Source organism: Sneathiella sp. D3-11, from assembly GCF_055809395.1.
On record NZ_CM147911.1, the window covers coordinates 3,641,068 to 3,656,919 of the forward strand.

General features: G+C 54.5%; 11 protein-coding genes and 2 pseudogenes. 8 read left to right on the forward strand and 5 right to left on the reverse strand.

Translation table 11 applies throughout. The annotated features are described in order from the left end of the window. Window positions 1–19 precede the first annotated feature (19 nt). Window positions 20–1,399, reverse strand: coding sequence for a DEAD/DEAH box helicase (locus AC0L73_RS18360; RefSeq protein WP_227951880.1), 1,380 nt, complete (start codon window positions 1,397–1,399; stop codon window positions 20–22). A 408-nt stretch (window positions 1,400–1,807) separates the two neighbouring features. Here AC0L73_RS18360 and AC0L73_RS18365 point away from each other — a divergent pair, with 408 nt between their 5' ends. Next, window positions 1,808–2,623: a mechanosensitive ion channel family protein gene (locus AC0L73_RS18365; RefSeq protein ID WP_227951881.1), complete on the forward strand. Its 816-nt coding sequence runs from the start codon at window positions 1,808–1,810 to the stop codon at window positions 2,621–2,623. Between the two features lie 36 nt (window positions 2,624–2,659). Here the strand turns inward: AC0L73_RS18365 and AC0L73_RS18370 are convergent, their stop codons facing one another. Genes AC0L73_RS18370 through AC0L73_RS18380 form a run of 3 tightly spaced genes read right to left on the reverse strand, consistent with a single transcriptional unit; the run spans window position 2,660 to window position 5,582 of the window. Next, entirely contained in the window at window positions 2,660–3,100 is a 441-nt protein-coding gene (locus AC0L73_RS18370; RefSeq protein ID WP_227951882.1) for a potassium channel family protein, read from the reverse strand. A gap of 38 nt (window positions 3,101–3,138) precedes the next feature. Then, a complete protein-coding gene (locus tag AC0L73_RS18375; protein WP_473655471.1) occupies window positions 3,139–4,722 on the reverse strand; it encodes a GMC family oxidoreductase in 1,584 nt (527 codons plus the stop codon). Between the two features lie 35 nt (window positions 4,723–4,757). Next, window positions 4,758–5,582: an NAD(P)-dependent oxidoreductase gene (locus AC0L73_RS18380; protein ID WP_473654524.1), complete on the reverse strand. Its 825-nt coding sequence runs from the start codon at window positions 5,580–5,582 to the stop codon at window positions 4,758–4,760. A gap of 194 nt (window positions 5,583–5,776) precedes the next feature. Here AC0L73_RS18380 and AC0L73_RS18385 point away from each other — a divergent pair, with 194 nt between their 5' ends. The 3 genes and pseudogenes from AC0L73_RS18385 (at window position 5,777) to AC0L73_RS18395 (ending at window position 9,601) form a co-directional block, all read left to right on the forward strand. After that, on the forward strand, window positions 5,777–7,804 hold the full coding sequence (locus AC0L73_RS18385) for a molybdopterin-dependent oxidoreductase (RefSeq protein ID WP_473654525.1): 2,028 nt from the start codon (window positions 5,777–5,779) through the stop codon (window positions 7,802–7,804). A gap of 17 nt (window positions 7,805–7,821) precedes the next feature. Then, window positions 7,822–8,262, forward strand: coding sequence for a GFA family protein (locus AC0L73_RS18390; protein ID WP_227951886.1), 441 nt, complete (start codon window positions 7,822–7,824; stop codon window positions 8,260–8,262). A 65-nt stretch (window positions 8,263–8,327) separates the two neighbouring features. Then, window positions 8,328–9,601 (forward strand): annotated as a pseudogene (locus AC0L73_RS18395) (glycerate kinase type-2 family protein). Here AC0L73_RS18395 and AC0L73_RS18400 read toward each other — a convergent pair. Beyond that, entirely contained in the window at window positions 9,602–10,177 is a 576-nt protein-coding gene (locus tag AC0L73_RS18400) for a helix-turn-helix domain-containing protein (RefSeq protein ID WP_473654526.1), read from the reverse strand. 88 nt (window positions 10,178–10,265) lie between these two features. On the opposite strand from AC0L73_RS18400, the gene tdh reads away from it, so the two are divergent. The 4 genes and pseudogenes from tdh (at window position 10,266) to betB (ending at window position 15,791) form a co-directional block, all read left to right on the forward strand. Next, window positions 10,266–11,303 (forward strand): L-threonine 3-dehydrogenase, encoded by a 1,038-nt coding sequence (gene tdh, locus AC0L73_RS18405; RefSeq protein WP_473654527.1) that lies wholly within the window; start codon window positions 10,266–10,268, stop codon window positions 11,301–11,303. Window positions 11,304–11,319: 16 nt separating this feature from the next. Then, window positions 11,320–12,513, forward strand: a complete 1,194-nt coding sequence (locus AC0L73_RS18410; protein ID WP_473654528.1) for a glycine C-acetyltransferase — start codon at window positions 11,320–11,322, stop codon at window positions 12,511–12,513. 108 nt (window positions 12,514–12,621) lie between these two features. After that, a pseudogene (gene betA / locus AC0L73_RS18415) lies at window positions 12,622–14,290 on the forward strand (choline dehydrogenase). A gap of 34 nt (window positions 14,291–14,324) precedes the next feature. Further along, a complete protein-coding gene (gene betB, locus AC0L73_RS18420; protein ID WP_473654529.1) occupies window positions 14,325–15,791 on the forward strand; it encodes a betaine-aldehyde dehydrogenase in 1,467 nt (488 codons plus the stop codon). The last annotated feature ends 61 nt before the right edge of the window (window positions 15,792–15,852 follow it).

Consider the following 15,852-nt stretch of genomic DNA (forward strand, 5'->3'; position numbering starts at 1 on the left):
ATTTTACTGCCACGGATTATCAGCCAGCGCGCTTAAATTTCTGCTGGCGAGCATTTGAACGTTTATGCGGCGCATCTGCAGTCGGGTGTGCGGGTTTGCCAGACTTAAATCCCGGTTTGCCTTTATTCTTGCTGACGGTCTTCTTCGGACGTTTGCGAAATGGCTTAACATCGCCCGATGGTAATGCGTCACGCTTGGCACCCGAAGGAGGTCCATTTCGCCGCGAACGATGCTTTTTCTGATCGGGTTTGGCCGTTGGTGCGGGGAAGGGATGATCTTCATCGATACGTACCTTTTGCTTGATGGTTTGTTCTATGTTTCTCAGCAGGTTGCGTTCACGCGGCTCACAGATTGAAATCGCGATGCCGCTCGCGCCGGCGCGACCCGTCCGTCCGACACGGTGAACATAGTTCTCCGCTTCCATCGGCAGGTCATAGTTGATGACATGGGTAATACCATTGACGTCAATCCCACGCGCGGCAACGTCTGTTGCCACCAGAACTGAAAAACGACCGTTCTTGAAGGAACGAAGCGTGCGTTCGCGTGCGCGCTGCTGCATATCACCATGAATGGCAGATGCCTTGATGCCTTCAACCTGTTCTTCGATTTCCCGGGCGAGGGTATCGCAGGTCGCCTTGGTGCGAACAAAGACAAGAACCCGATCTTTATCGCCAACACCAAGGAGATGCATCAGCAGTTCTTTCTTGTCATGGCCGCGCACCATCAGGACCGAATGATCGATGGTTTCGGCAACGGCCGTCTTGCGCTGAATTTCAACATACTCCGGATTTGTCAGGAGTTTTTCAGAAAGCCGCTTGATGGCCGCGCTCATGGTGGCGGAAAACATCACGGTCTGATGCTCTTCCGGCAGTTTGTCGGCGATAAAGGTCACATCCTCTATAAAGCCCATGTCCAGCATGCGGTCGGCTTCGTCCAGAATAAGCGTTTCGACATTATCAAGCTGGACAGTGCCGCGCTTCATATGGTCCATCATCCGGCCAGGTGTTGCCACCATGATATCGACACCGCGGGAAAGCTGCTGCAACTGCGGACCGTAAGGCGCGCCGCCATAGACGACTGTGTGGAACAGCTTCATGCCGCGCGTAAAGACACGGATGCAGAGCCCGATCTGGTTGGCAAGTTCCCGTGTGGGCGCAAGAATGACGGCTGTCGGACGGTTCGGTTTTGGCTTGCGGCGGTCATGCTGCAACCGCTGCAGGAGCGGGAGCACAAAGGCGGCCGTCTTGCCTCCTCCTGTTTCGGCAATGCCCATCAGGTCGAGCCCGTCCATTAGCGCCGGAATGGTGCGCTTCTGAATTTGCGTTGGTTCGGTAAACCCCTGTTTGTCAATTGCACGCAATAGCGGCCCAACAAGGTTGAGCTCGGTAAACTCGGTCATATAACTTAAATCCTCAAAAAATAACTATCCATCGTTGCCACTCGGTGCAGGGCAACATAACAAGGCCAAAAAAGGTGAGAACCGTTTCTCCTTTGACCTTGGCGTCGATCATCTTGAGGAAGATCTGACTGTCAGCAGCGATCAAACGCTGTGGAAATACTGTTCATATACCTGATGATTGGATTTAACGGCTTTGGGCCATTAGCACCACGATGCCAAATGCAAAAAAGCATTGTGCACTGCACATATGCGCAGACTTGCATTAAATGTCAAGAAATTATGGGCCTTATGGTTAATTGTCCTGAATTAGAGAAAACCCTTGATTTCCGCCTTTCTTTGGCGTTTACAGTCCCGTACTATTAAGCACGAATGCTAAAGTAAGCTGCCGTGCAGCAAAAAGGGGTAGTTATGGATTTACAAGAGATAATGGACGAAGTCGTCCTTATTATCACGCAATACGGCCTCGACGTGATTGGCGCGTTGGTCATCTTGCTGATCGGCTATATCGTCTCGCGGCGAGTGCCGGTCATTTTAACAAAGATCATGAACAAGCGCGGTATTGATCCGACGGTGAGTGGCTTCCTTGGCAGCCTGACACGCTTTGCCATACTGGCGATCACCCTGCTTCTGGTTCTCGCGCAGTTTGGCGTTCAGACGGCCAGCCTGATCGCGGTTCTGGGTGCGGCGGGCCTCGCCATTGGCCTCGCGTTGCAGGGCACGCTCAGTAATGTCGCGGGTGGCGTCATGCTGCTTATCTTCCGCCCGATGAAGGTGGGACAATATGTCGAGGTTGCGGGCCATGGCGGGACGGTTAAGGCTGTCAGCTTGTTCACGACGGAATTGGCGACGCCGGATAATATCCAGGTCATCATTCCTAACGGCTCGGTCTGGGGAAGCGCAATCCGCAACTTCAGCTTCCACCCCACACGGCGGATGGATCTGGTTATGGGTATTGCCTATGAGGATGATATCGATAAAGCACAGAGTGTCATGCTCAAGCTGATCGAGGCGGATGAACGGTCCCTCAAGGATCCGGCACCGTTGATCGAGATTGTGGAACTCGCGGATAGCTCAGTGAACTTCACCGTGCGGGTCTGGTGCGATAACGCCAATTACTTTCCGCTTAAATTCGCACTCACCAAAGCGTTCAAGCAGGCATTCGATAAGGAAGGTATTTCCATTCCGTATCCGCAACGCGATGTGCATTTGATCAAGGAAGACTGATCCTGCAAAAACCGTCCCGCCATGCCGGGGCGGTTTTTATCCTTGATAATGGTCCATGCCGTATTTCTTCCAGAAGAAGTGGCGGGCATTGACAAGGAAGGCCGTACTCCAGCCGAAGAGGATAATGCCGCTCACCGCCTGAAGTGAGGAGGTAAGGTTCCATTTATGACTGAGTACGACATCGCCGTAGCCAAGAGTCGTATAGGTCACGGTGGAAAAGTAAATCGCTTCGCTCAAGCCACTGAGTTCCCCGCTGAAATAATAGAAAAAACCCCAGAGCCAGGCTTCGATGGTGTGTGCCGCGAACAGGCCGAGCACCACGACAATCATAATCACGATATGGCCATAGACCGGCAGACGTCGATCCCATTTTGGGCCAATGTTTTTCAGTCGACGGAGTAGTAGTTCGAGACAGATTGCATGATTGACCACGCATAAGATAATCAAGGTTGTCCCGACAACGAGTTGGATGAACATAAGGCTTTCTCCTGTGACGATATCAGCATGGAGGCAGCCTATCTCGCTGCCCGGATCATATCAGCGGCTTTCTCACCGATCATGATTGTCGGCGCGTTGGTATTGCCACCTATGACAGTTGGCATAATAGACGCATCGGCAATGCGCAAGCCGTCAACGCCATGAACCTTCAATTCCGGATCAACAACGGCCATGGGATCGGTGCCCATCTTGCAAGTTCCCACAGGATGATAGACTGTATCGGCACGGCTCCGAACGGCATCCTCAATGGCATCATCAGAGGCCATATCGACGGGATAGAGCGGTCGGCCTCGATAGGGATCGAACGCGGGCGCGTCTAAAATCTTTTGCGTCATCTTCACGCCCTTGATCAATGTTTCCACATCCTCCCGTTCAGATAGGAAGTTAGGATCGATCAAAGGCGCTTCGAGCGGATCATCGTTGTTGAGCCCGACATGCCCCCGGCTTTTGGGCCGGAGCACGCAGACATGGCAGCTATAGCCATAGCCGAGATGCATTTTTCGTGCGTGATCATCGACAATACCGATCACGAAGTGAAGCTGAATATCCGGACGGGCTAGGTTGGGGTCGGTTTTAAGGAAGCCGCCACGCTCCGCCAAGGGGGAGGAAATAATGCCCGTCCGTTTTTTTCGCCATTCAAAAATCCCACGGGTCAGGTTCACTACGGTGCTAAATGATATCCCCAGCGTTTCACGGGAGGAGGATTTATGGGACACGACATAGTCAATATGATCTTGAAGATTTCGTCCAACGCCCGGCAATTTATGCACAACCTCGACCCTGTGCTTTTTAATTTCCTCCGCCGGACCAATTCCGGAAAGGAGCAGGAGCTGAGGCGTGGCGAAGGCGCCGCCCGCGAGGATAATCTCCTTTTCCGCCCTGATTTCAACCGCCTTGCCATCCTTGATATAGGCAATCCCGACGGCTTTTTTTCCTTCCATCAAAATCTTGCTCGCACGGGCATGGGTAATAATATGTAAGTTGGGGCGATTAAGGTTAGGTGTTAGATAGCCTTTTGCCGCGCTCCATCGCTCGCCATTTTTCTGGGTGACCTGATAGGCGCCGAGACCTTCTTGTGTCTCACCGTTAAAATCCTGTGTTGTCGGCATCTGGACCTGCATTGCAGCATCCATGAAGACATCACCGATCGGCATATTGGACCTTAACTCCGCGACATTCAGCGGGCCACCCGTCCCATGAAAATCATCCGGGCCACGCTCGTTATTCTCCGCCTTTTTGAAATAGGGAAGCACGTCGTTAAACGCCCAGCCTGAATTACCCATAGCCGCCCAGTCATCATAATCGTTGGGATGTCCGCGCACATAGAGCATGGCATTGATGGAGCTGGAGCCGCCAAGGGTTTTCCCGCGCGGTTGATATCCCTTGCGTCCCTTAAGGCCCGGTTGTGGCACGGTTTGATATGCCCAATTATTAAACTTGCGGGGCAGCATTGCGGCAATACCGATCGGGGCATGAATCAGAATGCTTTTATCAGGTCCGCCGGCCTCCAGCAGGCAGACCTGTATTTTCGGATCTTCAGTGAGGCGGCTTGCCACCACGGCCCCGCCGGAGCCTCCACCGACGACGATATAATCAAATATTTTTCCCTCCCGTTTTATATGTTGCTTGCTGTGCCTCACTCTTCGGGGAGGTTGCGCAGCTCCGCAATTACGCTTCTCGCGAATTCATTGATCCTGAGTTCCGGGAAGTCGGCCGTGGTATCGATCAGAGCGTTGACGTCTTTTTCGAGAATGCCGATGGTGTTGATCATCGAATATCCTTCCTTCGCCCAGGAAATTTTATCCAGGTTATCGCCGAACCAGGTTCCGCCGGAACTACTGCTCGCCACCTCCAGCAAGCGGTCCCGCGGGAAACCGAGGGCGTCGGCGGCATTGAGTATCTCCCGCACGGCAACGACGGAACTTGCCGCCAGCATATTGTTCAGCACCTTGCACATCATGCCCTGGCCCAGTGGCCCAAGATAGTTGATTTCGTTCCCCATGGCATTAAAGACGGGCATTGCTGTTGAGATCACATCCGGCTCCCCGCCGAGCATAAAGGTGAGGGTGCCTTCCTCTGCACGGAACGGCGCGCCGGACATTGGCGCATCGATAAGTTGGGTTCCGGCGGGGACGGCTTTACGCAAGTTCGTGATTATTTTCGGCGAAAGAGTGGAACTGATGATCAGGGTTTCAGGGTAGGAAACACCGGCGAAAAGGCCATCAGGTCCAAAACATAGCTCTTCCGTTTGTGGCCAGTCACGGACGACAGAGATAACAACCGGGCATTTTGCCGCGAGAGCCCGGGCGGTTTCCAGCATACGGTCGGCAAAATTGCCAAACTCCTCCGCTGGACGTAAGTCATAGCCACAAACGTTAAAACCAGATTGCAGCAGGTTCTTCGCCATTGGCAGACCCATTTCCCCGCAGCCCGCCACGCCGATTGTCGGTTTAATCGTCATCGCAATTCCCCTCAATGGTTTTAAAAACTATAGCCGGTTCAGTGAGGAGCGTCATCCTTTCTTATATATATGCGCGCGAGGGCAGCTGTATATTGGCTCCCTTTGTTCGGATGAATTGGATCTTTTTAAAAGACCAATTTTGCGTCATGTTAGAATAACTGAAATTTTGCGATTATTGCGATGAGGATAAAGCCATGTCTCTTGAACTTGCCAGTGTTTGCCCGCTTGATTGTCCCGATACCTGCAGTCTTTCCGTGACAGTGGAAGAGGGTAAGGTCGCGAAGGTGCGGGGCTCAACCGCTAATCCGCTCACAAATGGTGTCGTCTGCAACAAAGTTGCGCGCTATTACCCGGAATTTGTGCATGGCAAGAACCGACTGACCTACCCGATGAAGCGTGTCGGTCCAAAAGGCGGGGAGGCGTTCGAGAGAATTTCCTGGGAAGAAGCCCTCGATACGATTTATGAAAATTTCTCCAAAATAATTGAAGAACACGGACCGCAGGCGATCATTCCCTATAACTACGCCGGGCCGCATGGCATATTGGCGATGGGATCGATGGATTTGCGTTTTTTCCATCGCTTGGGGGCATCAATCCTTTTCCGGCGCGCTATGTGCGGCGGCGTGAAATCCGAGGCATTCAAAGGAACCTTCGGCGCGGCGACGGCAATGCAGCCTGAGCAATGCGCGAAATCGAAGTTGATTGTCGTTTGGGGTAACAACGTCACCTATTGCAATCTGCACCTCGCGCCGATCATCAAAAAGGCAAAGGCGGAGGGAGCCAAACTTGTCGTGATCGATCCAAAACGGATCAAGATCGCGGAACAGGCGGATATGTACCTGCCCGTGAGGCCGGGCATGGACCTGATCCTCGCATGGGCCATCGCGGTGGAATTGGAACGCATCGGTGGCTTTGATCAAACCTTTATCGACGAGCATGTCGAAGGGGCCGAAGAGTTCATGGCGGAAGCGCGTAAATACACAATCGAACAATCGGCGGAACTTTGTGGTGTTTCGGTTGAAGACATAAAGGCCTTTGCGCAGCTCTATAAGGAAACGGCTCCGGCATCGATTTCAGTTGGCAACGGGATTGAGCGAAACCGCAACGGGGGTAATGGCATTCGGGCGATTTTCGCGCTGCCTGCACTTGCGGGCAAATTCGGTGTTGCGGGTGGTGGCCTTGTTGGCGGCTCCGGAAATCTGTTTCCGAAAACCTTGGCCAAGCTGCAACGGCCGGACCTGATCCCGGAAGGAACCCGCACGCTTAATATCATCGATATTGGGCGGCATCTGGTGGAGGATGATCTGGATATCCCGTTGAAGGGTATCTTTATCTATAACCACAATCCGGTGGTTGTCTCGCCGGACCAGAATGTGACGAAGAAGGGTCTCTCGCGGGAGGATATCTTCACCGTTGGGTGCGATGTCGCCATGACCGACAGCACGAAATATTGCGATATCATTCTGCCCGCCGCTACTCATTTTGAGCATGACGATATTTTTGGCGCCTATGGTCAGCCCTATCTGCAGCGGGCAGAGCCGGTGATTGACCCGGTTGGGGAATCGCTTCCCAATACGGAAATTTTTCGTCGTCTCGCCGCGCGGTTCGGTTTTAATGAGGATATTTTCAAGGCGACGGACAAAGAACTGATTGATGATGCCATCGACAATAATGATCCGCGGCTGAAAGGTTACAAACCCAGTGAAATTCCAGTTGGTACCGCACTCTCCATGGAAAGGAATGGGGAAGACACTATCCTGTTTCAGAATGCCATGCCGGGCACACCCAGTGGCAAGGTTGAGCTTAAATCGGGGTATTTGAAGGAGGCGTTTGGCGAAGAAATACCGACCTACCATCCGGTTGAGGCTAATTTCCCGCTGTCTCTTGTCACGCCATCGTCGAACAAGATGGTTACTTCCACCTTTGGCGGCGTGAAGGCGAACGATGATGTGCCGGAGCTGGAAATGCATCCGATAGATGCCAAACAGCGCGGGTTCAGCGATGGTATTCAGGTTAAGGTATATAATGACCTTGGCGAAGTCTTTCTGCCGCTTAAAATAAGTGACAATGTCCGTCCCGGCGTGCTCTATTCTCCGAAAGGGTCCTGGTTCAAAACAACGACAAATGACCAGACGGTTTCGGCTCTTGCTCCGACATTCAAGGCGGACCTCTCCGAGGGGGCTTGCTTCAATGATTGCCGGGTCGAGGTTGTCGCCGTCTGAAGATGGGGGGCGGCGGCATGAGTGATAATGATGAAAAGAAGCGTCACGCGACGGGTGGTTGCCTCTGTGGCGGCATCCGTTTCGAAATTTATCAGCCGCTTCGCCCCGTTGTCGTCTGTCATTGCAAGCAATGTCGGCAGACAGCGGGTTATTTCAACGGCTTTACGGTGACGCTCCCGGAAAATCTTGTCTTCATCAATGACGACACATTGACCTGGTATGAATCATCGGAAGAAGCCAAACGCGGATTTTGCAATAAATGCGGCTCCAGCATTTTCTGGACATACAAGTCCGGTGGCAATATGGGCGTTGCGCCGGGCTCCCTCGATGAACCGACGGGCCTCAGGACAGCGATGCATATCTTTACCGAATTCGCCGGTGATTATTACGAAATTACCGATGGATTGCCAGAACGTCCGGGACAGCGTCACCCTGACGATATTTTAGAGCCCGGCTGAAATACCGCTGGCCATCTGCCCGTGATTTCCGTTAGAAATCAGACTATTCAACGGATGGGGAAAAGATGGTTCAGGATGCGCGACTATTTTTAACGGACCTTTTCGCAGCGGCGACTGCTGCCGCAGATCCGCGCGAGACCCTTTTCCAGCATTTACCTCCGTTGCCGAAGGGCCGCACGGTCGTTATCGGCGCGGGCAAGGCCGCGGCCTCCATGGCGCAGGCGGTGGAGGAGAACTGGAAGGGCCCGCTTGAAGGTCTCGTCATCACCCGATATGAGCATGGCTTGCCCTTAAAGAAAATCAAAGTGGTAGAGGCGGGGCATCCGGTCCCTGATAAAGAGGGGGCTGAGGCCGCGAATGATATTCTCCGTTCGCTGGAGGGTCTCACTGAAGATGATCTGGTGCTCTGCCTGATTTCGGGTGGCGGCTCATCTTTGCTTGCCAAACCCGGGGACGGGATCACGCTGGAGGAAAAGAAAGCCGTCACCAAGGCGCTGCTGGCCTCCGGTGCGAATATTACCGAGATGAATACCCTGCGCAAGCATCTTTCCGCCATCAAGGGCGGACGGCTGGCCGTTGCGGCCTATCCGGCGAAGGTCGTCACCTTGATGATCTCTGATGTCCCGGGCGATGATCCGGCAGTGATCGCCTCCGGCCCGACGGTGCCGGATGCGACAACCTCCGCGGATGCGCGGGCGGTTCTTGAAAAATACAACATCGATATTCCGCCCTCCATCGACGCCTATCTCAACAGCCCGGCCTCCAAAACGCCGGAACCGGATCATCCGGCCTTCGCAAACGCGCAGTCGATCATGATTGCCACACCGCAGGCGTCCCTGCGGGCTGCCGCTGCCCTTGCCGGGTCAAACGGGATCACGCCGGTTATTCTCGGCGACAGTATCGAGGGGAGGCGCGGGATGTTGCCTCTGTCATGGTCGCCATCGCCCGTCAAGTCAAGCTGCATGACCAGCCTGCGGCAAAGCCCTGTGTACTGATTTCAGGCGGGGAGACGACGGTAACGGTAAAGGCAAACGACGGCGATACCGGGCGCGGCGGTCGCAATTGTGAGTTCCTGCTCGCCCTCGCACTTCATCTGAACGGCCTTGGCGGCGTCTATGCGCTTGCCTGTGATACGGACGGGATTGACGGGACGGAGGATAACGCCGGCGCAATCATCACACCCGATACCTTGAAGCGCGCAAGTGAAGCTGGGCTAAACGCGAAGGAATATCTCGCCCGACATGACAGCTATTGCCTGTTTGATGCCCTTGGCGATCTTATCAAGACCGGACCGACCAGAACAAACGTCAACGACTTCCGGGCGATCCTGATCCTCTGATTATATCTGCTTTCCCATCAACACAACAAGAAGGGCGCGGGCTTCTTCTGTACCGATGTTTGCGATTTCGTGAGGTTGATCGGCGGCGTATCGAGCTGTCTCACCCGGGCTAACCTTTTCGACTTCATTTCCTGCTGTCACGGTGAGTTCCCCGCTAAACACCGTCAAATGCTCCGTTGTTCGCGCGGTATGGGCGCTTGACGTCATCTTGCCGCCGGGCTTGATAACGACGTCATACCATTCCATATCATTCACAAGGCTGGCGGGGCCAAGTACTTTCAGACTGTAATGCCCCTTCGCGTCGTTAAGGACGGGGATTGACGCGCCGCGTATAACCGTCAGGCTATGGGTCGGGTCATCGCCGCGTACAATATCATCGATGGTGACGCCCAACGCTTCGGCTAACCGCCAGACGGTGGCAAGGGTCGGGTTGGTTTCGTTCCGCTCGATCTGGGAGACCATGGACTTCGACACACCGCAGACCGCCGCAAGCTGATCGAGGGTGAGTTGCTTCTCTTTGCGCAGGCGATTTACGGTCGCACCAACGGCAGGAGGATTATTTAGTGTTTCTGACATATTTCCAGTTGACAGGAATTAAATCCAATATAGTTTACAAAATACAGTATAACGGATTTTTTTCCAATTGCTAGAAAATAGGTGTTCCATGTTCACAATAGCCAAAACCGAAGCCGCCCGCGGTATCTGGTCCGCGTTTAAAGATCCCTTGAACGAACCGGCGCGCGGTATGGTCATGGTAGATGTGATCGCGGCCGGAATTTGTGGCACCGACTATCATATCTATAACTGGGATGCCTGGTCGGCTGGGCGGATCAAGACTCCGATGACAATTGGCCACGAATTTGTCGGCCGTATCTCTGCGATTGGCGAGGGCGTCACAGGATATGCAATCGGTGACCGCGTATCCGCTGAATGCCACATCTCTTGCGGGGAATGCCATTTTTGCCGTACGGGAAATGCCCATATCTGTGAGAAGACGAGCATTATCGGCGTTGACCGCCCCGGAGCCTTCGCCGAGCAGGTTGAGATTCCGGCGAGCAATCTCTGGCGTGTGCCGGACGCGATCCCGGATAACCACGCCGCCGTCTTTGACCCTGTCGGAAACGCTATGCATATGGTCGCTACCGCGAAAGTTACGGCAAGGAATGTTCTTATTGTCGGCGGCGGCCCGATCGGCCTGTTCGCGGCAACCATTGCCAAAGCCCATGGCGCGCGAACGGTGATGTTGCAGGAGCCGAACCAGGCGCGTGCAGCGATTGCAAAAAGCCTTGATCTTGATCTCGTCGTTAATCCGCGGGATCCCGATTGCGCCGCTCAAATTCTTGATGTTACGGAGGGACACGGTCCGGAAGTGGTGCTGGAGGTGAGCGGAAGTGGTTTGGCGTTGAACGCCGCACTCGACATTGCTGCGCCCGGTGCCATTGTTGCGCTTCTCGGTATTCCGGCGGGGCTGGTCGAACTCGATCTGGGCGCGAAAGTTGTTATGAAAGGTGTCAGCCTGATCGGTGTTACCGGGCGGCGCATGTATGAAACCTGGTATCAGGTGGAGGCATTCATGCTCAAAAACCCGGACCTGATGGAGAAAGTAATTACCCATGTTCTCCCGGCAACGGATTTCAAGCGTGGTTTTGAACTGATGGATGAGGAGCTTGCGGCAAGATCGTCCTTGACTTCCAAAAGATAGAGCAAAGATTACCTATATGACGAATAATCTGATTAATCGACTCACGGCGGATCTTGCCGCTGCCGACCGAAATGGAACCTACAAGAAGCTGAAAACCATCGAAGGACCGATCGGTGACCGCATCCGGCTGAAAGATATCGGTGAGGTCACGCTTCTATCTTCAAATGATTACCTTGGCTTCGCAAATCATCCGGTTGTTGTTGAGGCTGCGCGTGAAGCCCTGTTGAGATACGGGGCGAGCACGGCGTCTGTCCGCTTTATTTGCGGGACGCAGGATGTGCATCAAACTCTTGAAACTGATCTTGCGCGTTTTCACGGAACTGAAGCGGCGCTCACCTATTCGTCCTGTTGGGCTGCCAACACAGGTTTGTTTGCCGCAATCTGTGGGGCTGGCGATGTGATCCTGTCAGACGAGTTGAACCATGCAAGCCTGATCGATGGTATTCGCGTGACCACGAAGGATGTGGTGCGAGGTGTCTATAAACATAGCGATATGGCGGATCTGGAAGCGAAACTCCAAAAACATATTGATGCGCCGTCGCGACTTATTGTGACCGATGGGGTTTTCTCCATGGAAGGGGACATCGCGCCGCTTGACAAAATTGTCGCCCTTGCGGAGAAATATGACGCGCTTGTCGTGCTTGATGATAGTCACGGACTTGGTGTTATGGGCGAGACGGGCCATGGCACGGCGGAACATTTTGGCGTTATGGACCAGATTGATATTTTCACCGGTACGCTTGGCAAGGCGCTTGGTGCCGGTACAGGTGGCTTTGTTGCGGGGCCAATTGCTATTACCGAGACATTAATCCAGAAATCGCGCCCGCATCTCTTTTCAAATGCCTTGCCCGCGAGTGTCGCGGCGGCGGGCAGCAAATCGATCGAACTGCTCGAAGCGGACCCAAAACGGGTGCAAGCCCTGCAACGCAAGGCCGCAGGCTTCCGCGCGCGGTTAAAGGCGCTTGGGTTGAATCCGCTTGAGGGCGACAGTGCCGTGGTGCCGGTAATCGTCGGTGAAACGGCGACCGCGATCCAACTTGCGGAAGAGATGCTGAATAAGGGTATCTTCGTTACCGGTTTCGGTTTCCCCGTTGTGCCAGAGGGGGAAGCCCGGCTCCGGTTCCAGATTTCTGCGTCCCATTCAGCGGCGGAGTTGGAAGAGGCCGCCTCAGCGCTCTCAAACCTTCTACTCAAATCATCCGCCGCATAAAAAAGAGTGGCGTGGTTGTTTTAGTCAGTGTCGTCCTTTAAACAGGGAGGGTAGCGGGAGCCATCTATACTTGGCTCCCTTATTTTTGTGTAAATCAGGACCGGAGCAATGGCGGGACATCAGGCATTTGACTATGTGATTATCGGGGCAGGCTCCGCTGGTGCCGTGCTTGCGAACCGCCTGAGCGAAAATCCGGAAATCTCCGTCCTGTTGCTGGAAGCGGGCGGGGCCGGGCCGCTGGTGGGACTGGCGCATTCATATGCCTTCGGCTTTAAGCTATCCGATGCATTCCGCGTCGCTTGCTTGGCAGTATTACACCGAACCGCAGGAACAATTGAACGGTCGGAAAATATATTGGCCGCGCGGGAAGGTGCTGGGCGGTTCCTCAGCGATTAACGGCATGTGTTATGTGCGCGGCAATGCACTTGACTACGACGGCTGGGCCCAAGACCCGGGGTTAAAGGATTGGTCCTACACCAATTGCCTGCCGTATTTCAAAAAAGCCGAGACCTATGATCGCGGCGCGGATGCCTACAGGGGCGGGGAAGGTCCGCTCAATGTATCCGTGGGCCCTTGTGAAAACCCTCTCTATCACGCCTGGATGGAGGCGGGGCAGCAGGCGGGCTATCCCTTCACCGAGGATATGAACGGCTTTCAGCAGGAAGGCGTCGGCCGCATGGACATGACCGTGCATCAGGGCAAGAGATGGAGCACGGCGCTTGCCTATCTCCAGCCAGCAATGGACCGGCAAAACCTGACAATCCTGACCGGCGCCAATACCCGCCGCATCCTGTTTGAGAAAACCTGTGCGACGGGCGTGGAATACGAGCGTGGCGGCATCCTGCATCAGGTGACGGCGGTGCGGGAGGTGATCTCGGCCGCCGGCGCGATCAATTCGCCGCATTTGTTAATGATCTCTGGCATTGGTCCGGCGGCGGCGCTTCAAAATTTCGATATTCCGGTGATCGCCGATCTGCCCGGTGTCGGGCAAAATTTGCAGGATCATCTGGAACTCTATGTGCAGCAGGAATGTACACAGCCGATCACGCTTTATAAGGTGATGTCACCGCTCGCCAAAATGAAGGTCGGGCTGGAATGGATGTTGCTCAAAAAAGGTCTGGGGGCGACCAATCATTTTGAGGCAGGCGGCTTTATCCGGAGCGAGCCGGGCGTCGAATATCCCAATTTGCAATATCACTTCCTTCCTATGGCTGTGCGCTATGATGGGGGCAACCCGACGGACCGACATGGTTATCAGGCGCATGTAGGGCCGATGCGGTCGACCAGCCGGGGGCATATGACTCTAAAAAGTGGGAATATCGACGATGCGCCGATCCTGCAGCCCAACTACTGTGAGACGGAACAGGACCGCCGCGAGTTGCGCGACGGGGTGAAGTTGACGCGGGAAATCTTCGCACAAGCCGGTTTCGATCCCTATCGCGGGGCAGAACTGGCACCGGGGCCAGAGGTCAAGACCGATGCCGAGATCGACGCCTTTGTGCGCGAGACGGTAGAAACCGCCTATCATCCGAGTTGTACATGCAAAATGGGTAGTGATGACATGGCGGTTGTCGATGGCGCAGGGAAAGTCAATGGTATAGAAAACTTGCGTGTGGTCGACAGCTCCATCATGCCGCATATCACCAGCGGAAACCTGAACGCACCCACGATTATGATCGCAGAGAAAATTGCGGATGCCATCAAAGGTATTCCGGCACTTCCGCCAAGTGAAGCCCCGGTTTATCGGGCGGTCAACTGGGAAACGAGCCAGCGATAAAAATTTAAACACCGATCCTTTTTAAGGAAAGATGATGAGCAGACCGAAAAAATTACAGCTTTATATCGACGGAAAGCTGCAAAAGGCAATTTCCGGCAAAAGCTTCACGAATTATAACCCGGCAACGGGCGCGAAGCTCTCTGAAGTAGAGCAAGCGGGCCGTCGTGATGTCGAGAAGACGGTGCTGGCGGCACGGCGGGGATTTCAGGAATGGTCCGCTCTGTCCGGAACGGAGCGCGGACGCGTCCTCAAGAAAGCGGCCGACATCCTGCGGGAACGGCGGATGGAACTCGCCGAGATCGAGGTGATGGATACCGGAAAGCCGATTGCGGAAGCGCCGGAGGCGGACATCGACAGCGGCGCCGATGCGTTTGAGTTTTTCGGCGGGCTCGCCGCCGATATCAAGGGGTCGCACCATGATCTGGGGTCGGACGCCTTTGCTTACACCCGCCGCGAACCGCTCGGCATCTGTGCCGGAATTGGCGCCTGGAACTATCCGCTGCAGATCGCCTGCTGGAAAACGGCACCGGCACTCGCCGCCGGAAATTCGATGATTTTCAAGCCGTCCGAGCAGACACCGACCAATGCGGTGAAGCTGGCCGAAATCCTCACCGAGGCAGGGTTGCCCAAGGGCGTGTTTAATGTCCTCCACGGGAACGGGGAGACGGGGCACTATATCGCCATCCATCCGGAGATCGATAAAATCTCCTTCACCGGCTCGGTGCCGACGGGGCGCAAGGTGCTCTCCGATGCGGCCGGGTCCGTCAAGCATGTGACCATGGAACTTGGCGGCAAATCCCCGCTGATCGTATTCGATGACAGTCAGATCAACAACGCCGTTTCGGCGGCGATGAATGCGAACTTTTATACGCAAGGCGAAATCTGCTCCAACGGGACGCGGGTCTATGTACATGAGGACATTCACGATGCCTTTGTCTCGATCTTGAAAAGCCGGACAGAGGCCATGGTTATTGGTGACCCGATGGATCCCGCGACCCATGTCGGCTCAATGATCAACGCGGATCATTTCGAAAAAGTCATGGAATATGTCCGCCTCGGCATAGAGGAAGGCGCGCATCTGGTGAGCGGCGGCGAGAAAGTCTCGGTGACCGGTTGCGAGAAGGGGAGTTTTATCTCGCCTGCCATTTTCACCTCTTGTCAGGATGATATGCGTATCTGCCGGGAGGAGATTTTCGGTCCTGTCATGTCCATTATGTCTTTCCGTGATGAAGAAGAAGTGATTGCCCGCGCCAATGATACGGAGTTCGGCCTCGCCGCCGGGGTCTTCACGCAGAACCTTGCGCGCGCTCATCGTGTTGTGGCAAAACTCCGCGCGGGCACCTGCTGGATCAACAACTATAACCTAACGCCCGTTGGCGTCCCCTTTGGTGGGTATAAGCAATCCGGCATCGGGCGGGAAAACGCGGCGGTCGCGCTGGATCATTTTACGCAACTTAAATCCGTCTATGTCGAGCTTGGCGATGTGGAGTGCGGCTATTAGTCATTTGATACAGGCATAGCAGCCATTCGCACCCCTGCAATTGACAGGGCAGGACAGACAG